17 protein-coding genes are annotated in these 21,110 nt (G+C 57.7%); 9 read left to right on the top strand and 8 right to left on the bottom strand.

All coding sequences use genetic code 11. From position 1 onward, the window contains the following. The first annotated feature begins 62 nt into the window (after positions 1 to 62). The 6 genes from rlmKL (at position 63) to rmf (ending at position 8,124) form a co-directional block, all read left to right on the top strand. A complete protein-coding gene (gene rlmKL, locus FUU19_RS06215; protein WP_230490298.1) occupies positions 63 to 2,189 on the top strand; it encodes a bifunctional 23S rRNA (guanine(2069)-N(7))-methyltransferase RlmK/23S rRNA (guanine(2445)-N(2))-methyltransferase RlmL in 2,127 nt (708 codons plus the stop codon). Positions 2,190 to 2,194: 5 nt separating this feature from the next. After that, positions 2,195 to 4,099: an ABC transporter ATP-binding protein gene (locus tag FUU19_RS06210; protein WP_230490299.1), complete on the top strand. Its 1,905-nt coding sequence runs from the start codon at positions 2,195 to 2,197 to the stop codon at positions 4,097 to 4,099. A 77-nt stretch (positions 4,100 to 4,176) separates the two neighbouring features. Beyond that, positions 4,177 to 5,493 carry a membrane integrity-associated transporter subunit PqiA gene (pqiA, locus tag FUU19_RS06205; protein WP_373275473.1) on the top strand — a complete coding sequence of 439 codons (1,317 nt, stop codon included), beginning with the start codon at positions 4,177 to 4,179 and terminating at the stop codon, positions 5,491 to 5,493. Beyond that, positions 5,480 to 7,126: an intermembrane transport protein PqiB gene (gene pqiB / locus FUU19_RS06200; protein ID WP_230490300.1), complete on the top strand. Its 1,647-nt coding sequence runs from the start codon at positions 5,480 to 5,482 to the stop codon at positions 7,124 to 7,126. Before pqiA ends, pqiB begins: the two co-directional genes overlap by 14 nt. Next, positions 7,123 to 7,683 carry a membrane integrity-associated transporter subunit PqiC gene (gene pqiC / locus FUU19_RS06195; RefSeq protein WP_107227729.1) on the top strand — a complete coding sequence of 187 codons (561 nt, stop codon included), beginning with the start codon at positions 7,123 to 7,125 and terminating at the stop codon, positions 7,681 to 7,683. Before pqiB ends, pqiC begins: the two co-directional genes overlap by 4 nt. Positions 7,684 to 7,953: 270 nt before the next feature. Next, the gene (rmf, locus tag FUU19_RS06190; RefSeq protein WP_004928150.1) at positions 7,954 to 8,124 is read left to right on the top strand and encodes a ribosome modulation factor; all 171 of its coding nucleotides are present in this window, start codon (positions 7,954 to 7,956) and stop codon (positions 8,122 to 8,124) included. Positions 8,125 to 8,188: 64 nt separating this feature from the next. On the opposite strand, the gene fabF is transcribed toward rmf, so the two are convergent. From fabF to FUU19_RS06170, 4 genes are all read right to left on the bottom strand, one after another. After that, a complete protein-coding gene (fabF, locus tag FUU19_RS06185) occupies positions 8,189 to 9,466 on the bottom strand; it encodes a beta-ketoacyl-ACP synthase II (RefSeq protein WP_230490301.1) in 1,278 nt (425 codons plus the stop codon). Then, a complete protein-coding gene (locus tag FUU19_RS06180) occupies positions 9,463 to 9,990 on the bottom strand; it encodes a winged helix-turn-helix transcriptional regulator (RefSeq protein ID WP_141969710.1) in 528 nt (175 codons plus the stop codon). Before FUU19_RS06180 ends, fabF begins: the two co-directional genes overlap by 4 nt. A gap of 326 nt (positions 9,991 to 10,316) precedes the next feature. Continuing rightward, positions 10,317 to 10,835 (bottom strand): bifunctional 3-hydroxydecanoyl-ACP dehydratase/trans-2-decenoyl-ACP isomerase, encoded by a 519-nt coding sequence (gene fabA, locus FUU19_RS06175; RefSeq protein WP_019454507.1) that lies wholly within the window; start codon positions 10,833 to 10,835, stop codon positions 10,317 to 10,319. Between the two features lie 68 nt (positions 10,836 to 10,903). Then, complete coding sequence (locus FUU19_RS06170; protein ID WP_230490302.1) at positions 10,904 to 12,652, bottom strand: AAA family ATPase; 1,749 nt, start codon at positions 12,650 to 12,652, stop codon at positions 10,904 to 10,906. Positions 12,653 to 12,862: 210 nt separating this feature from the next. Between FUU19_RS06170 and matP the strand changes: the two genes are divergently transcribed. Then, on the top strand, positions 12,863 to 13,321 hold the full coding sequence (gene matP, locus FUU19_RS06165; protein WP_019454505.1) for a macrodomain Ter protein MatP: 459 nt from the start codon (positions 12,863 to 12,865) through the stop codon (positions 13,319 to 13,321). A gap of 100 nt (positions 13,322 to 13,421) precedes the next feature. Here the strand turns inward: matP and ompA are convergent, their stop codons facing one another. Further along, positions 13,422 to 14,507, bottom strand: coding sequence for a porin OmpA (gene ompA, locus FUU19_RS06160; protein ID WP_141969706.1), 1,086 nt, complete (start codon positions 14,505 to 14,507; stop codon positions 13,422 to 13,424). Between the two features lie 356 nt (positions 14,508 to 14,863). Continuing rightward, positions 14,864 to 15,370 carry an SOS-induced cell division inhibitor SulA gene (gene sulA / locus FUU19_RS06155; protein ID WP_047727899.1) on the bottom strand — a complete coding sequence of 169 codons (507 nt, stop codon included), beginning with the start codon at positions 15,368 to 15,370 and terminating at the stop codon, positions 14,864 to 14,866. A 228-nt stretch (positions 15,371 to 15,598) separates the two neighbouring features. Between sulA and FUU19_RS06150 the strand changes: the two genes are divergently transcribed. Next, the gene (locus FUU19_RS06150) at positions 15,599 to 16,255 is read left to right on the top strand and encodes a TfoX/Sxy family DNA transformation protein (RefSeq protein ID WP_230490303.1); all 657 of its coding nucleotides are present in this window, start codon (positions 15,599 to 15,601) and stop codon (positions 16,253 to 16,255) included. A 4-nt stretch (positions 16,256 to 16,259) separates the two neighbouring features. Here FUU19_RS06150 and yccS read toward each other — a convergent pair whose 3' ends face one another. Further along, the gene (gene yccS, locus FUU19_RS06145) at positions 16,260 to 18,395 is read right to left on the bottom strand and encodes a YccS family putative transporter (protein WP_141969702.1); all 2,136 of its coding nucleotides are present in this window, start codon (positions 18,393 to 18,395) and stop codon (positions 16,260 to 16,262) included. Positions 18,396 to 18,421: 26 nt separating this feature from the next. Then, entirely contained in the window at positions 18,422 to 18,874 is a 453-nt protein-coding gene (locus tag FUU19_RS06140) for a YccF domain-containing protein (RefSeq protein ID WP_004928120.1), read from the bottom strand. A gap of 166 nt (positions 18,875 to 19,040) precedes the next feature. Between FUU19_RS06140 and helD the strand changes: the two genes are divergently transcribed. Beyond that, positions 19,041 to 21,095 (top strand): DNA helicase IV, encoded by a 2,055-nt coding sequence (gene helD / locus FUU19_RS06135; protein WP_230490304.1) that lies wholly within the window; start codon positions 19,041 to 19,043, stop codon positions 21,093 to 21,095. The last annotated feature ends 15 nt before the right edge of the window (positions 21,096 to 21,110 follow it).

Below are 21,110 nucleotides of genomic sequence, written 5' to 3'. Positions count from 1 at the left end.
ATGACAAGCGGTGCGGATTAGCTATAATGCGCAACAATTTTCTTTTTGGTGATAAGTACGATATGAACTCTCTGTTTGCCAGCACGGCGCGTGGATTGGAAGAACTGTTAAAAAGCGAGCTGGAAGCGCTTGGCGCTCACGACTGCAAAGTGGTGCAGGGTGGGGTACATTTTCAGGGTGACGATCGTCTTCTGTACCAAAGCCTGCTGTGGAGCCGCCTGGCTTCGCGCATTCTGTTGCCGCTGAACGAATTCCGCGTGCACAGCGATCTGGATCTGTACCTTGGGGTGCAGGCGATCGACTGGCCGAGTATTTTTGGCGTGGATAAAACCTTTGCCGTGCATTTCAGCGGCGTGAACGAAGAGATCCGCAACAGCCAATATGGCGCACTGAAGGTGAAAGACGCCATCGTCGACAGCTTCACCCGTAAACTTGACCAACGCCCAACGGTTGCCAAGCAGCAGCCGGATATTCGCGTTAACGTCTTCCTGCAGCGCGATATGGCCAGCGTGGCGCTCGATCTGAGCGGCGAAGGCCTGCACCAGCGCGGCTACCGCGATCTTACCGGCCAGGCGCCGCTGAAGGAAAACCTGGCGGCCGCCATTGTGCTGCGTTCCGGCTGGCAGCCGGGCACGCCGATGCTCGATCCGATGTGCGGCTCCGGCACGCTCTTGATCGAAGCGGCGATGATCGCCGCCGATCGTGCGCCGGGCCTGCACCGCCAACACTGGGGCTTCAGCGCCTGGAACGGCCACAACGCCGAACTGTGGCGTGAAGTCACCACCGAAGCGCAGGTGCGCGCACGCCGCGGCCTGCAGGAAACCGCCTCTCGCTTCTTCGGCTCCGATATCGATCGCCGGGTGATTGAGATGGCGCGCGGCAACGCCCGCCGCGCCGGCGTCGCCGAGCTGATCACCTTCAACGTCGGTGACGTGGCGCGCTTGACCAATCCGCTGCCGGAAGGCCCGCACGGCACCGTGATCAGCAACCCGCCGTACGGTGAGCGTCTGGAAAGCGAACCGGCGCTGATCGCGCTGCACAACATGCTGGGCCGCGTGATGAAAAGCGCCTTCGGTGGCTGGCAGCTTTCGCTGTTCAGCGCCTCGCCGGAGCTGTTGAGCTGTCTGCAGCTGCGCGCCGAGCGCCAGTTCAAGGCGAAGAACGGCCCGCTGGAGTGCGTGCAGAAAAACTATCAGCTGGCGGCGAACCCGGCCGGTACCGCTACCGGCGGCGTGCAGGTGGCGGAAGATTTCGCCAACCGTCTGCGCAAGAACTTGAAGAAGCTCGACAAGTGGGCGAAACAGCAGGGCATTGAATGCTACCGCCTGTACGATGCCGATCTGCCAGAATACAACGTCGCGGTGGACCGCTACGGCAGCAAGGTGGTGGTGCAGGAGTATGCGCCGCCGAAAACCATCGATGCGCAAAAAGCGCGTCAGCGCCTGTTCGATGTGATCAACGCGACGCTGTCGGTACTGGAATTACCGTCGAATCAGCTGATCCTGAAAACGCGCGAGCGGCAGAAGGGCAAAAACCAGTACGAGAAACTGGCGCAGAAAGGCGAGTTCCTGCTGGTGGAAGAGTATAACGCCAAGCTGTGGGTCAATCTGACCGACTATCTCGATACCGGCCTGTTCCTCGATCACCGCATCGCGCGCCGTATGCTGGGCGAGATGAGCAACGGCAAGGACTTCCTCAACCTGTTCGCCTATACCGGCACCGCCAGCGTGCACGCCGGGCTGGGCGGCGCGCGCAGCACCACCACGGTGGACATGTCGCGTACCTATCTGGAATGGGCGGAGAAGAACCTGCGCGCCAACGGCCTGACCGGCCGCCAGCACCGGCTGATCCAGGCCGACTGCCTGTCGTGGTTGAGCAACGCCAACGAACAGTTCGACGTGATCTTCATCGATCCGCCGACCTTCTCCAACTCCAAGCGGATGGAGAACACTTTTGACGTGCAGCGCGATCATCTGGCGCTGATGAAAGATTTGAAACGGTTGCTGCGCCGCAACGGAACCATCATGTTCTCGAACAACAAGCGCGGTTTCCAAATGGATATGGCAGGGCTGAGCGCGCTGGGCCTGGAGGCGAAAGAGATCACCGCCAAGACGCTGTCGCAGGACTTTGCCCGTAACCGTCAGATCCACAACTGCTGGCTGGTGACTCACGCCGGCGAAGGAAAATAATTACTATGTCGTTAATCAGCATGTCCGGCGCCTGGCTTTCTTTCAGCGATGCGCCGCTTTTAGACAACACCGAAATTCATATCGAAGACAACGAACGCGTGTGTCTGGTCGGGCGCAACGGCGCCGGTAAGTCCACGCTGCTGAAGATCCTCGGCAAAGAGATCCCGCTGGACGACGGCCGGGTGATCTACGAACAGGATCTGATCGTGGCGCGCCTGCAACAGGATCCGCCGCGCAATATCGGCGGTAGCGTGTTCGACTTCGTGGCCGAAGGCGTCGCAGAGCAGGCGGAACACCTGAAAGCGTATCATGCGATTTCCCACCTGGTGGAGAGCGATCCGAGCGAGAAAAACCTGGCGCGCATGGCGCAAATCATGGAGATCCTCGACCACCAGGGGCTCTGGCAGCTCGACAGCCGCATCAGCGAAGTGCTGCTGCAGCTGGGGCTGAACGGCGACGCAGAACTTTCCTCGCTGTCCGGCGGCTGGCTGCGTAAAGCGGCGCTGGGCCGCGCGCTGGTGAGCTCGCCGCGCGTGTTGCTGCTCGACGAACCGACCAACCACCTGGATATCGAAACCATCGACTGGCTGGAAGGTTTCCTGAAAGAGTTCGACGGCAGCATCGTCTTCATCTCGCACGACCGTTCGTTTATTCGCAACATGGCGACGCGCATCGTCGATCTGGATCGCGGCAAGCTGGTTTCCTGGCCGGGCAACTACGATCTGTATCTGCAGAGCAAAGAAGAAGCGCTGCGGGTGGAAGAGCTGCAAAACGCCGAGTTCGATCGCAAACTGGCGCAGGAAGAGGTCTGGATCCGTCAGGGCATCAAAGCGCGCCGTACCCGTAACGAAGGCCGCGTTCGCGCGCTGAAGGCGTTGCGCGTCGAGCGTTCAGAGCGCCGTGAAGTGATGGGCACCGCCAAGATGCAGGTGGAAGAGGCGACCCGCTCCGGCAAAATCGTATTCGAGCTGGAAGACGTCAATTATCAGGTTGGCGAAAAAGTTTTGGTGCGCGGTTTCTCCGCTCAGGTGCAGCGCGGCGACAAGATTGCGCTGGTGGGGCCGAACGGCTGTGGCAAAACCACGCTGCTGAAACTGATGCTCGGTCAGCTGAAAGCCGATAGCGGCCGCGTGCACTGCGGCACCAAGCTGGAAGTGGCTTATTTCGACCAGCACCGCGCCGATCTCGATCCGGAGCGCACGGTGATGGACAACCTGGCGGAAGGCAAACAGGAAGTAATGGTCAACGGCCGCCCTCGCCATGTGTTGGGCTACCTGCAGGACTTCCTCTTCCACCCGAAACGTGCGATGACGCCGGTGAAGGCGCTGTCGGGCGGTGAGCGTAACCGCCTGCTGTTGGCTAAGCTGTTTCTGAAACCGAGCAATCTGCTGATCCTCGATGAACCAACCAACGATCTCGACGTCGAAACGCTGGAGTTGCTGGAAGAGCTGATCGACGGCTATCAGGGCACCGTGCTGCTGGTAAGCCACGATCGTCAGTTCGTCGACAACTCGGTGACCGAGTGCTGGATCTTCGAAGGTAATGGCGTGATCAACGCCTTCGTCGGCGGTTACTACGATGCGCATCACCAGCGCGCCACGGCGAAACCGATTCGCCAGGCGGCGCCGAGCGCGAGCAAACCGGCGGCGGAGAAAAAGGCCGAACAGCCGAAGAAAGCGGCGGCGAAGCTGAGTTACAACCTGCTGCGCGAACTGGAACAGTTGCCGCAGCGGCTCGAACAGCTGGAGGCGGAAATCGAAGCGTTGCAGGCGCAAATGAGCGATGCCGACTTCTTCACGCGGCCGCACAGCGAAACGCAGCAAGTGCTGACGGCGCTGACTAACGCCGAGCAGGCGCTCGAGCAGGCCTTCGCCCGTTGGGAAGAGCTGGAAGCGATGAAAAACGGCTGACCGTTGCGATCGATACCGCCCGCAGCAGCGCGCGGGCGGTATCGACGTGCCGGTGAGCAACGTTATTGAGGAGGAATATGGTGTGTTCCCACAACAATCATCAGCAGCATAGTCATTCCGCACCTTCGGCGGAGCAGCAGGATAACCTGATGCTGTGCCCGCAGTGCGACATGCTGGTGGCGCTACCGCCGCTGGCCTATGGCAGCAAAGCGGTATGCCCGCGCTGCAAAACCACGCTCAGCGCCCGCTGGGACGAACCGCGCAAGCGGCCGATCGGTTACGCGCTCAGTGCCTTGTTCATGCTGGTGCTGGCCAACATTTTCCCGTTTATCAATATGCGTGTCGCCGGTCTCGGCAATGAAATCCGGCTGATTCAAATCCCGGAAGTCATGGTGGCGGAAGACTACGCCAGCATGGCCACGCTGTTTATGGTGTTCGTGCAGCTGATCCCGGCGTTTTGCATGCTGGCGATCATTCTGCTGTGCGCCAAAGTGCGCTTGCCGCTGGGGCTCAAAGAGTGGATGGCCCGGGTGCTGTTCCAGTTCAAAACCTGGTGCATGGTGGAAATTTTCCTCGCCGGGGTGCTGGTCAGCTTCGTCAAGCTGATGGCTTATGGCGATATCGGTATCGGCAGCAGCTTCGTGCCTTATTGCCTGTTCTGCCTGCTGCAGGTGCGCGCTTTTCAATGCGTGGATCGGCGCTGGCTGTGGCAGGACATCGAACCGGCGCCGCGTCTCGATCGCCCGCTGACGGTGGGGCGCACCGGCATGCGACAGGGCGTGCGCTCCTGCGCCTGCTGCACGGCGATCTTGCCGGCTAACCAGGTGCGCTGCCCGCGCTGCCACACCAACGGCTACGTGCGTCGCCGCCACAGCTTGCAATGGACGCTGGCGCTGCTGGTGACCTCCATCATGCTGTATATCCCGGCCAACCTGATGCCCATCATGGTGACCGAAGCGCTGGGTAACAAAATGAACTCCACCATCATGGCGGGGGTGATCCTGCTGTGGGGGGATGGCTCTTATCCGGTGGCGATGGTGATTTTCATCGCCAGTATCATGGTGCCGTCGCTGAAAATGCTGGCGATCGGCTGGCTGTGCTGGGACGCCAACGGCAGGAAGAAACCGCGCGCCGACAGCGAGCGCATGCACCTGATTTATGAAGTGGTCGAGTTCGTTGGCCGCTGGTCAATGATCGACGTGTTTGTGATCGCCGTATTGTCGGCGCTGGTGCGAATGGGGCAGTTGATGAGCATTTACCCCGCGACGGGCGCCGTGCTGTTCGCGCTGGTGGTGATCCTCACCATGTTCGCCGCCATGACATTTGATCCCCGGCTGACCTGGGATCGCGCAAATGAAACAATCAACAAGGAGCCGCAAGGTGACGGAAAATAATCATAGCGTCGCAGACGTTGAGAAGATCAAACGCTGGTCGCCGGTGTGGATCATTCCCATCGTGACCGCGCTGATCGGCGCCTGGATCCTGTTTTACCACTTCAGCCATCAGGGGCCGGTGGTGACGCTGGTCACCACGACGGCGGAGGGGCTGGAAGCGGGTAAAACCAAAATCAAAAGCCGCAGTGTAGACGTCGGCGTGGTGGAAACCGTCACGCTGAGCGATGATCTGAGCAAGGTGATGGTGCAGGCGCGCCTCAATTCCGGCATGGAGAAATTGCTGCGTCAGGACTCCGCCTTCTGGGTGGTGAAGCCGCAGATCGGCCGTGAAGGTGTTTCCGGGCTGGGGACGCTGCTCTCCGGCGCCTATATCGAACTGCAGCCCGGTAGCAAGGGCAAAGACGGCAAAGACAACTATCAGTTGCTCGACGCGCCGCCGCTGGCTCCCCCGGATGCCAAAGGGCTGCGCATCGTGCTGGACAGCGAGAAATCGGGCCAGCTCAACGCCGGCGATCCGGTGCTGTTCCGCGGCTATCGCGTCGGGTCGGTAGAGACCAGCTACTTCGATCCGAAAGAACGCGCCATGCGCTATCAGCTGTTCATTACCGCGCCTTACGACCAACTGGTCACCACCAACGTACGCTTCTGGAAAGACAGCGGCGTGGCGTTCGACATGTCGGCGCAGGGGATGCGGGTTGAGATGGGGTCGCTGACTACCTTGTTCAGCGGCGGCGTCAGCTTCGACGTGCCGGACGGCTGGGATCGCGGCGAACTGGCGAAAGAGAAGGCGGAGTACCAGCTGTTCGACAACCAGCGCAGCACACAGGATTCGCTGTATACCGTGCATAAGGACTACCTGCTGTTCTTCTCTGATTCGGTACGCGGCCTGCAGCCGGGCGCGCCGGTCGAGTTCCGCGGCATCCGCCTGGGCACGGTAGCGCAGGTGCCGTTCTATAAAGACGGCATGGCACAGCGTCTGGATAACGATTACCGCATTCCGGTGCTGATCCGCATCGAGCCGGATCGCTTCCAGAAACAGCTGGGCGGCAATTTCGATATCGAAGGGCATTTGAAGGACGCGGAATCGCGCGGTATGCGCGCCTCGATGAAGTCCGCCAACCTGCTGACCGGTTCGCTGTATATCGATCTCGACTTCTACCCGCAGGAGAAACCGTGGAAAGGGCCGCGTGAGCTGTTCGGTTATCCGCTGATGCCGACCACCAGCGGCGGGCTGGCGCAGATCCAGCAGAAACTGATGCAGACGCTGGACAAGATCAATGCGATGCCGATCAATCCGATGATCAACGAGGCGACCAAGACGCTGGCGGAAAGCCAGAAAACCATGAAGTCGACGCAGCAGACCATGAAGTCGTTGAACGACATCATCGCCAGCAAAGAGATGCAGGCGCTGCCGCAGGACATGCAGAAAACGCTGCTGGAGCTGAACCGCAGCATGAAAGGGTTCCAGCCTGGTTCACCGGCTTACAACAAGATGGTGGGCGACATGCAGCGCCTCGACCAGGTGTTGCGTGAGCTGCAGCCGGTGCTGCGCACCCTGAATGAGAAGAGCAACGCGCTGGTGTTTGAAGCCGCCGGCAGCACTGACCCTCAGCCGAAGAAGGCCACGAAATGATGAAATGGATCCCGGTAGCCCTGGCGCTGTTGCTCAGCGCCTGCAGCAGTTCGCCACAGAAGACGTACTATCAGTTGCCGGCGTTGGGTGCGCCGGCCGCGGTCAGCAGCAGCGGCGCCTCCACGCGCCAGCTGTGGCTGGAACACGTGAGCGTGGCGGATTATCTGGCGCAGAGCGGCGTGGTGTATCAAACCAACGACGTACAGTATGTGATAGCCCAGAACAACCTGTGGGCCAGCCCGCTCGACCAACAGCTGCAGCAAACGCTGGTCACCAACCTGAGCAGCGCGCTGCCGGGCTGGGTGGTCTCTTCGCAGCCGATGAGCAGCGATCAGGATGTGCTGAACGTGACTATCAGCGGTTTCCACGGCCGCTTTGACGGCAAGGCGATCGTTCGCGGCGAGTGGGTGTTGAACCGCCAGGGGCGCTTGATCAAACGGCCTTTCAACCTGGAATTGAAACAGGGTGAGGACGGCTATGATGCCCTGGTGCGCACGCTGGCGCAGGGTTGGCAGCAGGAAGCTCAGGCTATCGCAGCACAGATGGGCGGCATTTAGTCATAATTTGGTCTAAAATCGTCTAATCCCTGTCAGCGTGAAAAGTCTTTTTTTCTCCCTGGCAGGGATTCCTTTTTCGTTTCAAACAGTTAAACCCTTTCCCGGCAGATCAGCCACTTAGCACTTTCCTCGGGCGTAGCTCACAAATATGACATTGGCGTGAATTTTGCGCATTGATCTTCTCTTCTTTTAGCGCTATTGATTACTCGTGGCTGCACAAAAAGCAGCCATTGTTTTCTTTCCACCAGACCAAAATGAGGGAAACGAGGCATGAAGAGACAGAAACGCGATCGTCTGGAAAGGGCGCATTCGAGAGGGTATCAGGCAGGTATTTTAGGGCGTTCCAGGGAACATTGTCCCTACCAATCATCAGTGGACGCCCGGTCTCAATGGCTGGGAGGTTGGCGAGAAGCCATGGAAGACAGGGCTGTGACCGCTTAAGCGGCTCCCTGTCAAATAAAAGGAATAACCTCCGCCCTTTGGCGGAGGTTTTTGTTTCAGGCGTTTATTTATCCTGCCAGCGTTTCAGCAAAATACTCGCATTCACGCCGCCAAAGCCGAAGCCGTTTGATAAGGCGTAGGTCATGTTCATCGATTCCGCCTGTTTCGCGACCAGATGCAAGCCTGCCGCCGCCGGATCGGGATTATCCAGATTTAGCGTTGCAGGGGCTATCTGATCGCGCAGAGCCAAGGCGGTAAAGATGGTTTCCAACCCGCCGGCGGCGCCCAGCAGGTGCCCGGTTGCTGATTTCGTCGAGGTCACGGCGACAGTCCCGGCGGTGCCAAACAGGTGTTTGATGGCGTTGATTTCGCCCAAATCGCCTACGGGTGTCGAGGTTGCGTGCGCGTTTAAATGTTGAACTTCCTCGGGGGCGACGTTCGCCTGCTTCAACGCAATTTTCATCGCCCGATAGGCGCCATTGCCGTCTTCAGCGCCGGATGTCATGTGGTAGGCGTCGGCGCTGGTACCATAGCCGACGATTTCCGCGAGCGGTGTGGCGCCGCGCGCCAGCGCGTGTTCCAGCGTTTCAATCACCAGCATGCCGGCGCCTTCTCCCATGACAAATCCGTCCCGGGCGCTGTCGAAAGGCCGAGAGGCCTGTCGCGCCAATTCGGCCGGTGCGGTGGACATGGCGCGTGCAGCGGCGAAGCCGCCCAGGCTGACGGTATCTATGGCGGACTCGGTACCGCCGCACAGCGCAATATCGGCCTCATCATTACGGATCAGACGCACCGCGTCGCCAATGGCCTGCACGCCGGCCGCACAGGCGGTCACCGGTGCGCCAATCGGGCCTTTGAAGCGATGTTTGATTGAAACGTGGCCGGCCGCCAGATTGACCAGGAATGAAGGGATGGTAAACGGCGACAGGCGCTTGGCACCACGGCTGTCAGTGGTGCGTACCGCCTGGGCAATCGCCGGGAAACCGCCAATGCCTGAGGCAATGACGGTGGCGGTGCGTTCTTGTTTTTCCTCCGTATCGGCTATCCAACCGGACTGGCGAATGGCTTCATCCGCCGCCGCCATGGCGAACAGGATAAAACGATCCATTTTCTTTTGGTCCTTGGGGGCGACAGAAGCGTCGGGATTGAAGCCCGCTTCAGCATCTTGTGCCAGTTCCGGAACCTGGCCTCCGACTTTGACCGGCAAATCCGCAACGATCTCGTCAGGCAACGCCCGAATGCCTGATTCTCCTTTCAACAAACGTTGCCAGATGGTTTCAACACCGCACCCTAAAGGCGAAACGGCGCCCATGCCGGTAATGACGATACGACGATGACTCATGATGTCTCCTTGGTAGATTCGGGAAAATCAGCGAGACGCCGGCGCCGCATCAGCTCGGCGCGCTGATAGATGCCGTCGCTTGCCGCCGGCCCTGGCGCCAGCGTAATGAACTGTTGCGGCACCGGCTGTTGGGTCTCGCGATTGATTAACTGGACCTGGATCGGTTGATCTGTGCGACTGTCGACCAGCAGCGAGCTAACGGCGCCGTCGGTCAGATGACGGTTACCCCATTGTGAGAGGGCCGCCAGCACGGGGAAAAAATCGTTGCCGCGCTCGGTGAGCAGGTAGTGGTAGCGCACCGGTCGGGTTTGATAGCGTTGCTTATACAGAATGCCATGAGCCACCAGATCCTTCAGCCGTCGGGCCAGCAGCGTGGGCGATATCCCCAAACTTTGTTGGAATTCGTCGAACCGGGAGAGCCCCTGAAAGGCATCGCGCAGGATCAGGATGTTCCATGACTCGCAGACGCGATCCAATGAGCGCGCAACGGGGCAAGGCGCATCGCTAAAGCGGGTCTTTTGCATGCCATTCCTCACTGGGTACACTAACTGTAGTTACCTTTCGAACCATGTTAGGGGATTTTGAGGGGCAAGAGAATAACCGGATGCAAAAAACCCGCTATCGCGCGGGTACCGATATCGAGAGAGTGCGACGTTCAGCCAGTCTGTTGCTTTAACCGCTTCAGGTAAGAATAGGCCAGAGACAGGAAGGAAAAGACGTTTCGATAACGGGCGATTAAAGGAGATGGGGGGCTTGAAGCGCTAAGAGAAAGAAATGCCATCACGTTGAACGTGACGGCATGCGGTGAGCGTTGGAAAAGAAGGCAGTGGCCGACTTCTCGCCAGCGTGATTAGAACGCTGCGGTATCCTTGAACAGGCCCACTTTCAGATCGGTGGCGGTATAGATCACTTCGCCGTCAACCAGCACTTCGCCATCGGCGACGCCCATGATCAGCTTGCGGGTGATGACGCGCTTGAAGTTAATACGATAGGTGACCTTCTTGGCAGTCGGCAGCACCTGGCCGGTGAACTTGACTTCACCGACGCCCAGCGCGCGGCCTTTGCCTTCGCCGCCCAGCCAGCCGAGATAGAAACCGACCAACTGCCACATTGCATCCAGGCCCAGGCAACCAGGCATAACCGGATCGCCGATAAAGTGGCAACCGAAGAACCATAGGTCCGGATTAATATCCAGCTCCGCTTCCACATAACCTTTGTTGTGAGTCCCGCCGTCTTCGGTCATCTTGACCACGCGGTCCATCATCAACATGTTACCTGCCGGCAACGGTGGGCCACCGGCGCCGAACAGCTCGCCACGGCCGGATGCTTCGAGGTCTTCTTTCGTATAGGAATCGCGTTTATCTACCATGTTCTCAGTAAGCCTTATTTTAATGAAGGACGCAGGTTAGCTAACACGTGTACGCTGAACAAGTCCGATCAGCCGTGGTTGAACCAGTTGAGCCAGCGCAGCGGCCACGGACGGCGGCGTTCTTGCAGGTTCACCTGCGCAATCCGTTCCTGTATGGCCGCCAACAAATTCGGCTGTTGTTCGTCAGAGTAGAGGCAACCTGTGAGCAAAGGCAAGGCTTCCGCCGCGCTCTCTACCGCCCACAGATGGAATTGCCCTTCGCGTACCGCGTCAACGACATCCTGACGCAGGCACAGGTGGCGCACGTTGGTCACGGGCAGTACGACGCCCTGTTTGCCCGTCAGGCCGCGGCGTACACAAACTTCGAAGAAACCTTCGACCTTTTCGTTAACGCCGCCTATCGGCTGTACGTTGCCGAATTGGTCGACGGAGCCGGTGACGGCGATCTGTTGTGTGATCGGCTGCTGTGACAGGGCACTGATCAAGGCGCACAGCTCAGCCAGCGAGGCGCTGTCACCATCTACTTCGCCGTAAGATTGTTCAAAGACGATCGAGGCGGAGAAAGGCAACTGCTGATCCAGATCCAGTTCGGCGATCAGGAACGCCTGCATGATCATCATGCCTTTAGCATGCAGGTTGCCGCCCAGTTCGGCTTTGCGCTCGACGTCGGTAAACTCGCCGTCACCAAGATGCACCACGCAACTGATGCGTGAGGGCTCGCCGAAGCTGCGTGGATGGCCGGGATAGTCCAGGACTGACAGGCCGTTGATCTGCCCGACCACTTCACCCTCGGTCTCAATCAGGATCTGGCCGAGCTCAATCTCATCCTGCATACGCTCGGCCAGATAGCTTTCACGCCATTCGCGGGCATTCAACGCCGCTTCAAACGCCTTGGCGGTAATGCGCTCCTCTTCGGCGTACAGTGCGGCCTCGGACAGTTGCTGGCCAAGCCAAACCGGCGAGAGTGGCAGGACGCCCTGGTCACCGCTATAACGCACTGCCTGGACGATCAGCGGTAGCCAGGCATCGGCCGCCAACATCGGTAACTGCCGAGCGGCGATCACGCCGTTGACGTAGCCGCACCACTGCGCCATATCATCGACTTCGGTCAGTTGCAGATCGTCTTCGTATTCGCCGTAGACCGCTTGTTCGCTCAGCTCCGGCTCGATATCGTGGAAATCGGCCAGGCCGTGACGATCGCCGACCACAATCAGCCTTAGGTCCAACGGCATCGGTGGAATGGTTACCGGCAGCGGGCGGGTTTCGTCTGGCGAAACCCAATGGAACTGACGCTGGCCGATCATCTGCTTCAGCCGCAGCCATAGCAGCGGCTGAGCCAGTAGCGCCCGGGCCGACAGAATAAGAACGCCGCCGTTGGCCTGGTGCACCAGACCTGGCTGCAGGGTAATGTCGCCGTGGTGGATCCGCACGCAGCCAAACAGCTGCTCCGGCTCAATCCACTCCTGGAACAGGCAAGCACCGCCGGCGGCGAAAGGTTCATCGCCACGGCTGGCAGGTTCTACGCTGACCTTGCCATCCTGAATGACATAGTGGCTGCCGCAGCATGCCGTGTCTTTCGTCAGCAGCGGTTTGACGGCGTTAGCAACCAGTTCCAGATACTCTCGCGTCTCTTGCGCTTTCAACAGCATGAAACGCGGTGGCGATTGAGGGTGGCAAAATAGCGTCAGGGCATTTTCCAGCCGAGGCTGAATGGCGGAAAAGGGCACGGGTGCCAACTGAGCGGCGGTATCAAATATCGCCTGATAAGGCGTTACGTCCGGCAATAAAGATTGCCATTCAAGTCGGTTATTGGTCAAAGTGTTAGATGCAATCGTCAAAAAGGGAAAGGGCGATTATACAAGAATAACGGCGGCTTGATACATGTGGAGTGCCAGTTGGCGTCAGGGAGTTTGACATCACGCGATGACTGTGCAAAAAACAGTCTAAAAGACGGCTTAATTGCCGGGGAAATTCGGCGCAAAGCTGTTATGCTTATTTGAAGTTACGCGGTCACTGAAGAGCTCAAGATGAAATATCAGCAACTGGAAAATCTGGAGAGCGGTTGGAAATGGAAGTACCTGGTGAAAAAGCACCGGGAAGGGGAGCTTATTACCCGCTACATTGAAAACAGCGCTGCTCAGGAAGCGGTTAACGAGCTGCTGAAGCTGGAAAATGAGCCGGTAAAGGTACTTGCATGGATTGCCGCTCACATGAATCCGGAACTGGATAACCGGATGAAGCAAACGATCCGCGCCCGCCGCAAACGTCATTTTAACGCAGAACACCAGCATACGCGCAAAAAATCTATCGATCTGGAGTTTTTGGTTTGGCAACGTTTGGCTGCCCTGGCGCGCCGTCGCGGCGTCACGCTGTCGGAAACCGTTGTGCAGCTTATCGAAGATGCCGAACGCAAAGAGAAGTATGCGAATCAGATGTCATCATTGAAAGAAGACTTGAAGGCGATTCTCGGTAAAGAACCTAAGTAAACAGGGCAGAGCGCCTTAGTTACACATAGTCTTGAATGTTCTGATACCAGCAGGACGAAAAAAACCCCGCAATGCGGGGTTTTTTATTAGGCGAGTAAACTTAGCCCTGAGGCTGAGTTACAACGTCTTTGATACCTTTAACTTCGATCTCTACGCGACGATCTGGTGCCAGGCAGTCGATCTGAGCTTTGGTAGCGCGGCCAGCTTTGTAGCCACAGGTGTTGCCTGTAACTGGATCAGCTTTGCCCATGCCACGTGCAGAGATTTTGTCTGACGGGATGCCTTTGGAGACCAGGTAGTCAACAACGCTTTGTGCGCGTTTTTCAGACAGTTTTTGGTTGTACTGAGCAGAACCAACGGCGTCGGTGTAACCCAGAACAACTACGGAACCGTCTTTAGGATCCATGGAGCTCAGCTGGGAGTACAGCTGATCCAGAGCCTGTTGACCTTGTGGCTTCAGAGTTGCTTTGTTGAAGTTGAACAGCACGTCAGACTTCAGAGTGAAACGCTTGGTTTCAACAACTGGAGCCGGAGCTGGAGCTGGAGCAACTGGAGCAACTACATCATCCTGACCGAAGCGGTAAGAAACGCCCAGGCTCAGCATGGTGTTATCTGGACGTGCGCCAACGGTACCTGCGTCACCGATGTTGCTTACGAACTGGTAGTCCAGGCGGGTAGCCCAGTTTTTGGTCAGTGCGTATTCAACACCAACAGCAGCCAGCGGAGAAACGCCGGTGTCGTGGTTGCTCAGGCGACCAGCGCTGCCGTTGTTGTAGTTAGCTTTGGAATCTGCGCGCCATACCATACCACCCAGACGAGTGTAGATGTCCAGATCGTCAGCAATTGGGTAGCTCAGTTTAGCGGCCAGTTGAACGCCCTGCGCTTTGAAAGCACCGTTGTTCACGCTGCCTTTGTAAGGCATACGGCCGAGCCAGTCATAGCCCAGTTCGAAGCCCAGGTATTGGTTTGCCTGATAGCCCAGGAACGCGCCGGCACCCAGCTGATCTTTGTGGGTTGGGCCGTTGCCGATACCGTTCTGGTAACCGTTACCGTAGAAACCAGTGTCATGGTACTGGGACCAGCCCAGTTTAGCACCGGTGTACCAGGTGTTATCTTTTGGAGCGGCTTGCGCTACGGTAGCGAAACCTGCCAGTGCCACTGCTAATGCGATAGCTGTCTTTTTCATTTTGCGCCTCGTTATCATCCAAATAGGCAATGAGCTTTAAAGCTGTTTAAGCCCTTGGTTAAATTCCTTCGCCAAGGTTTAAGCCCTCGTTTGTTACTCGCCAGTTTTTCTGACGTTATAGAGCAACCTTGGCGATGTAAAGTCTACAACGTGGCGCGAAAGTTACAAGTGTGATGTGATAAGGCTCTAAAAAAAAACGCAGAATCGTACATATTTGCTAACATTCTTAGCCTAAAAAAACGGCGATTCATCGGGCGTTTTTGCTTGGCAAACCGCGGCCGGACTAGCTTTGTGCCTTATCCCGCAAAGGTTCCCTCTACGGGGTGCGAAAATGATGGGAAAAATCCTAAATTTACTTAATGATACAAAGAAGAGTGAATTTTTAGGGTGGAACAGTGTCCGTGAGTCGGGTCAATGTCACGTTGAGGACGCATGATAAATCCGTAGGCATTACCCAATTCTGCCGCACGTCTTAATTTTAGACGATCCTCCTCCGTTAGCTCGGGCAACCAGCCGAGAACCACGCTGTAATTCCCCGTTTGCAGCGCTTTTTCCATTGCCTCAACCGTATTCACCGGGCTGATTTGGCTCAATTGCACCATTTTATCTACCGGCAGGCCAGACTGCTGCAGCCATTGTTTGCTTAGCTTTTGCTGCGGCGTCAGCCACAGAAGCCAGCGAGACTGCTTGCCCAACTGCTGCAGCAGGGGCAACAACAGTTGAGCCACTGCGGGCTGGCGCTCGTTGTAAACAAGTTCACTGATCAAGCCATTCTCTTTGCCGACATTCGTGTTCTTCGCAACGCTGTTCGCGGTAAAAGAGCCATGGCTAAAATGAGGTTGGTAGAGTGATTGAGTACGCATAAAGTTCCCGCCCGTCGTGTTACTGTATGTTTATACAGTATCCCTGATTTCGGATAAGATCAACCCAAATTTTCGTAGCGGCTCGCATAATTGCGATCATTTTTTGTACCGATGTCTTTTGTGATTGGCATGCAGACGGATAGTGCGTATTTTTCTAATTAGTTGTTCACGTTACTTTTTTCATTGATGAGAGAAATAATACGACCGGAACCTAAAAGGAGGAATGCTATGAAAAGGATGTCGACGAGAAGAATCGCGCAGGCTAAAAATTGCTTTGCGGCGCTGGGCGCCATCACCACGCGGTCACAGTTTGGCGGCTATGGGCTGCTGGCTGAGGGGGTGATGTTTGCGGTGATAGCGGAAGGCGAGCTGTATCTGCGGGCTACGGCGAGCATGGAACCGGCCTTTCGCGCTCGGGGCATGGTCAATATGGTCTATTCCAAGCGCGGTGTGCCCATTACTTTGCGCTATTACTGGGTTGACGAGTCTCTGTGGCGGGAACGTAACGAATTGGTGGGACTGGCCTGGCAAGCTGTCAGGGAGGCCCGCCGGGAACAGCGGCTCAAGGCCGGCGACCACGGCAGATTGAAGGCGCTGCCGAATATAGATGTCAATATGGAGCGATTGTTGTGGCGAGCGGGTATCCACAACGCCTATGACCTGCGGTTGCAGGGCGCAAAACGCAGCTATCTTTGTCTCCTTCAACAGCAGACCAATCTGGGGTTGCGAGTCCTGTTGTCGCTGGGCGGGGCGATCGCCGGGTATCATCAGGCGGCATTACCGGCTGAATTGCATGACGAATTGGTGCGCTGGTTCGACCATATGATGGCGATGCGCCGCCATGGACATGAGCCGGTGATTCAGGGCCCGCCGAGCGGGCCCTGAATTATTAGGCTGTCTTATTGATTTGGGTGTGCAGCGCGGTGAGTTCCGGCAGAAGTTCGAGCACCAGCCCTACCTGTTGCAAAACCAGCTGTTCTTTGCTTTCAGGTTCCGGAACGGCTTGGCGAATGCGCTCCGCCAGCTGTTCCAGCGCCTGTGCAATGCGCAGGCTGTTCTGTTCTTCCTGATGCAGGGCGCCGTCCACGTAACACACGGCATCATTGAGCAGATCGAGCGTGGCTGGGGTGTTCAGCCGCTCGCGGTGCGCACCCAACGCCGAGATATAACTCAGGAGTGTGTGGTTCAGGCAGAGCAGGCGGAAGGCGGCTTCCTGCAGCGCCTTGTCGGCCTTGGGATCGGCGGACATGTTGGAGATGACCGAAGCCAGTTCGGCATCGCTGTTGTGGGCATCTCTCCGCGCAATGCGGTAGGCGAGGCCGTTATCCTTACCCTGGTGGTATTGCACCAGAATGGCGTCCAGATAACGGCAGTTGGCATTCAGCGTTTTATCCACCACCGCCGGCAATTGGCGGAACTGCCAGTCCGGCCAGATAAAGCTGACTGCCGCCCAGGCGATGGCGCAGCCCAGCAAGGTATCGTAAACGCGCGGGGCTGCCACTTCGAATCCTTCACCCAACAGGTTAAAGCACAACAGCACCAGCAGCGTGATGAACATCGTCGCGTGCGCATATTGTACGGTGCGGAAAGCGAAGAACAGAACGCCGGTGATGACGATCAACACCAGCTGTCCTTCCAGTGAAGGCACGAAATAGAGGATTGGCAGGCCGATCAGGATACCGGCCAGGGTGCCGATGATGCGCAATGCCAGGCGTCGGCGGGTAGCATTGTAGTTTGGTTGGCAGACGAACAGGCTGGTCAACAGGATCCAGTAACCGTGCTGCATGCCGGTGAGTTGAATGAAGGCGTAACCCACGCACAGCACCACCGACATACGGATCGCGTGGCGGAACAGGGCCGACTGAGGCGTCAAATGGCGGCTGATGCGCAGCCGGATATCGCTCCAGCCGGTTAAGCGGTCGTCGGCCAGGCTGTTCTCTTCTGCTTGCCCGCTGGCCAGCGTCTGCTCTGATTCGATATTGGCCAACTGCGCATCGATCGCATGCAGGTTTTTCAACAGATGCGCCAGCGCTTTGGTCTGCTCATTGTTGCCCTGGGTTTCGGCGATGCGCGCCAGCGCCTCCTGAATGCGGCTGAAAGCCGGTTCAAAGCGCGGGTTGTGCTGGTACTTTTGCCGCAGCAGGATCGATTGCGCCAATTGGCGGCAGGCGCGTGCCTGCATGCTCAGCAAACGCTGGAAGCGGAACAAAATGTCGCTGTGACGAAATTGCCGGCTGAGCGCGTGGTACTGAACGTGGGAAGAGCTGGCGCGTTCGTGGATATCCTGCGCGACAAAATAGTAGTGCAAGGTGCGACGGGTGCCGCGCTGGCCGCGATCGCCTTTCAGGCGCGTCAGCAGCGAGGCTTTGGTTTGGTTAAGCAGCGCGACCAACGTGCTGTTGGCCATTGCGACATCCATCCATGGCAGGTCGGCATCGCGCTCGGCATCGGGATCGAACAGATTGGCTTTGGCATCCAGATAGTTGGCCAGCTGATCGTAGCAGCGCGCCAGGTTCTCTTGCAGCGGCCGGATAGGGAACAGCAGGTGGCCCGCCAGTGTCAGCAGGTTGTACCACAGTGCGCCGATCACCAACAGCAGCGGTTGCTGATACCAGGCATCGTACATGGAGGTGCCGAGCATGGTATAAACCGCGATCAGCAATGCGCCGAAGGCGATGGTGGCATAACGTTGCCCCAAGGCGCCGAGCAGGATAAACCCGCAGGTCGATGTGGTTAAGCCAAGGGCGAACAACCAGGGATAGGGAAACAGCAGCTCGATTGAAGCCGAGGCGACAAAGAAGCACACCAGCGTGATCAGCAGGTTGCGTAGCCTGCCGGCCAGGCGGTCATCTAAATCAGTCAGGGCCGCCGCCACGACGCCCAGCGTGAGCGGAATGGTCAGCTTGGGAATGCCCAGCCACCAGGGAACGGCGGTGGTGCCGATGAGCGCAATAAGGATGCGCAAGTGATACAGCAGGTTGCTGTTGTAAGTATAACGACGAACTGCGGGTGCAAAAGAGAGCACGAAAAACTCCTCAAACGGAGAAAAAATTAACGCTGATGATAGTGGCGGCGAGCATTCTCAATACGCGCTTGCTGAGCCATTTCTACCGAGACGACGCGGCGCCCCACCGGCCACAGCGCGATGGCGGCAATCTTGAAATTGGCGATGCCCACCGGAATGCCGATGATCGAAACGCACTGCACGATACCGGCAGCGATATGTGATAGGCACAGCCACCAGCCGAACAGCACCAACCAGATAATGTTGAGCAGCGAACCGCCGGCGGAGAGCAGCGCATTGCTTTTTTCCGGGTAGAGTTCATCGACGTGGATTGCCTCGTTGCCGAACGGCACCAGCGACAGTTTGGTGATTTCCCAACAGGAGCGGGTGAGGGGCAGCGTGATGACCAACAATACGCTGAACACCGTGGCGATGAGCCAGCCCAGCGTGGTGAAAAAACCGCCCAACACAAAATTAAGAATATTCAGTACAGTACGCATAGACGTCATTCTGCTCTAATGATGGCCAAACCGCGATGCGGGCGTATTCACGATAAAAACGCAAAATCTATTCTACCCTTTTTTTAGCGCTAGAGTGCCACTGCTTATCGCAGGTAAACTGGCAGATATCCGTTATTTAATCTCAACATAGTCATGGCGCGACGATATGGAACTTAAAGCGACATCGCTGGGGAAACACCTGGCTCAGCACCCTTATAACCGCGTGCGGTTGCTGCACGCCGGCGTTGAGGTGAGCGGGGAAAAACATGAATACCTGATCCCCTTCAATCAATTGATTCAGGTCAGGTGCAAGCGCGGCATCGTCTGGGGCGAGCTGGAATTTGAATTGCCGGACGAAAAAGTGGTGCGGCTACACGGCACCGAATGGCAGGAAACGCAGCGTTTTCATCATTATCTGCAGCAGGCGTGGCAGCAGTGGAGCGCCGAAATGAGCGAGGTCAGCGCCGGCGTGTTGCAACAGCAGGTGGCTCAGATCCAGCGCATAGAGCAGCAAGATAAATGGTTCAAAAAGTCTGAGCTGGGCAAGCTGCAACAGCAAATCCACGAGGCTTTCTCCGCGTTGCCGATGCCGGTTGCGCGTCTGGATGAGTTTGATAACTGCCGGGCCGATTACCATCTGTGTCTGGAATGGCTGCAGCAGGGGCTGCGCTGCGTCGAACAACGCAATCGGCAGTGGACCGAGCGCATGCTGGAGCAACATCACGACTTCTTCCAGACCGTCGAGATCTCACCGCTTAATGACTCTCAGAGCCGTGCGGTGATCAACGGCGAGGATTCTGTTCTGGTATTGGCGGGGGCCGGCAGCGGCAAAACGTCGGTGCTGGTGGCGCGCGCCGGCTGGCTGCTGCGCCGTCAGGAAGCGGAGCCGGGCCAAATCTTGCTGTTGGCGTTCGGCCGTCAGGCTGCGAGTGAGATGAATGATCGCATCAAAGCGCGTTTGGGCGATGTCGGTATTCAGGCCAAGACATTCCATGCATTGGCGCTGCAGATCATTCAACAAGGCAGCCGCAAAGCCCCGGCCATCAGCCGGTTGGAAACCGATGCCAACGCGCGCAAAGCGTTGCTGATTACCCATTGGCGCCAACAGTGCGCTGAGAAAAAAGCCCAGGCCAAGGGGTGGCGTCAATGGTTGACCGACGAGCTGGAATGGGAAGTGCCGGAAGGCGATTTTTGGCAGGATCAACGTCTGGCGGATCGGCTGGCGGGCCGCCTGGAACGCTGGCTGGGGCTGATGCGCATGCACGGCGGCAGCCAGGCGGAAATGATTGAGCAGGCGGATGAAGAAATCCGCGATCTGTTTTCAAAACGCATCCGGCTGATGGCACCGCTGTTGAAAGCCTGGAAAAGCGCCTTGAAAGAGGAAGGGGCGGTGGACTTCTCCGGCCTTATTCATCAGGCGGTCAATATTCTCGATAAGGGGCGCTTCGTCAGCCCGTGGAAACATATTCTGGTCGATGAGTTTCAGGATATCTCGCCGCAGCGTGCGCTGTTGCTGGCGGCGTTGCGCCGGCAAAACAAGCAGACCTGCCTGTTTGCGGTGGGGGATGACTGGCAGGCGATTTATCGATTCAGCGGTGCAGAGTTGACGTTAACCACGGCTTTCGCCACCCACTTCGGTGAAGGGGCGCAGTGCGCGCTGGACACCACTTATCGCTTCAATGACCGTATCGGTGAGGTAGCCAACCGGTTTGTGCAGCAGAACCCGCACCAGTTGAAAAAGCCGCTCAACAGCCTGAGCAAGGGCAATAAAAAGTCGGTGGCGATCCTGCCGCACGAGCAGCTGGAGCCCTTGCTGGATAAGCTGAGCGGCTATGCCAAACCGGATGAGCGTATCCTGGTGCTGGCGCGCTACCATCATCTGAAACCGGAGACGCTGGCGAAGGCGGCCACCCGCTGGCCCAAGCTGGATCTGGAATTTATGACCATCCACGCCAGTAAAGGGCAGCAAGCGGAATACGTCATCATTGCTGGTTTGCATGAGGGGCGTGACGGCTTCCCCGCCGTAGCGCGCGAGTCGGTGTTGGAAGAGGTGCTACTGCCGCAGCCGGAGGATTTCCCGGATGCCGAAGAGCGTCGTCTGTTGTATGTCGCGTTGACGCGCGCCAAACATCAGGTATGGCTGTTGCAGGATCGTGAACGCCCTTCGGTGTTCGTCGAACAGCTGCAAGATCTTGGCGTACCGGTGCAGAAAAAACCGTAGGCATCAGGCCTGGCG

It is taken from the genome of Serratia montpellierensis (genome assembly GCF_020858655.1).
GTDB lineage: Bacteria > Pseudomonadota > Gammaproteobacteria > Enterobacterales > Enterobacteriaceae > Serratia > Serratia montpellierensis.
This window is presented reverse-complemented; position numbering and strand designations above follow the sequence as displayed.

What these genes read in the sequence shown, in the direction of transcription:
- rlmKL (WP_230490298.1), top strand. Translation starts at nt 63, where the DNA reads ATGAACTCTCTGTTTGCCAGCACGGCGCGTGGATTGGAAGAACTGTTA.
- FUU19_RS06210 (WP_230490299.1), top strand. Translation starts at nt 2,195, where the DNA reads ATGTCGTTAATCAGCATGTCCGGCGCCTGGCTTTCTTTCAGCGATGCG.
- pqiA (WP_373275473.1), top strand. Translation starts at nt 4,177, where the DNA reads ATGGTGTGTTCCCACAACAATCATCAGCAGCATAGTCATTCCGCACCT.
- pqiC (WP_107227729.1), top strand. Translation starts at nt 7,123, where the DNA reads ATGATGAAATGGATCCCGGTAGCCCTGGCGCTGTTGCTCAGCGCCTGC.
- rmf (WP_004928150.1), top strand. Translation starts at nt 7,954, where the DNA reads ATGAAGAGACAGAAACGCGATCGTCTGGAAAGGGCGCATTCGAGAGGG.
- fabF (WP_230490301.1), bottom strand. Translation starts at nt 9,466, where the DNA reads ATGAGTCATCGTCGTATCGTCATTACCGGCATGGGCGCCGTTTCGCCT.
- FUU19_RS06180 (WP_141969710.1), bottom strand. Translation starts at nt 9,990, where the DNA reads ATGCAAAAGACCCGCTTTAGCGATGCGCCTTGCCCCGTTGCGCGCTCA.
- fabA (WP_019454507.1), bottom strand. Translation starts at nt 10,835, where the DNA reads ATGGTAGATAAACGCGATTCCTATACGAAAGAAGACCTCGAAGCATCC.
- matP (WP_019454505.1), top strand. Translation starts at nt 12,863, where the DNA reads ATGAAATATCAGCAACTGGAAAATCTGGAGAGCGGTTGGAAATGGAAG.
- ompA (WP_141969706.1), bottom strand. Translation starts at nt 14,507, where the DNA reads ATGAAAAAGACAGCTATCGCATTAGCAGTGGCACTGGCAGGTTTCGCT.
- sulA (WP_047727899.1), bottom strand. Translation starts at nt 15,370, where the DNA reads ATGCGTACTCAATCACTCTACCAACCTCATTTTAGCCATGGCTCTTTT.
- FUU19_RS06150 (WP_230490303.1), top strand. Translation starts at nt 15,599, where the DNA reads ATGAAAAGGATGTCGACGAGAAGAATCGCGCAGGCTAAAAATTGCTTT.
- FUU19_RS06140 (WP_004928120.1), bottom strand. Translation starts at nt 18,874, where the DNA reads ATGCGTACTGTACTGAATATTCTTAATTTTGTGTTGGGCGGTTTTTTC.
- helD (WP_230490304.1), top strand. Translation starts at nt 19,041, where the DNA reads ATGGAACTTAAAGCGACATCGCTGGGGAAACACCTGGCTCAGCACCCT.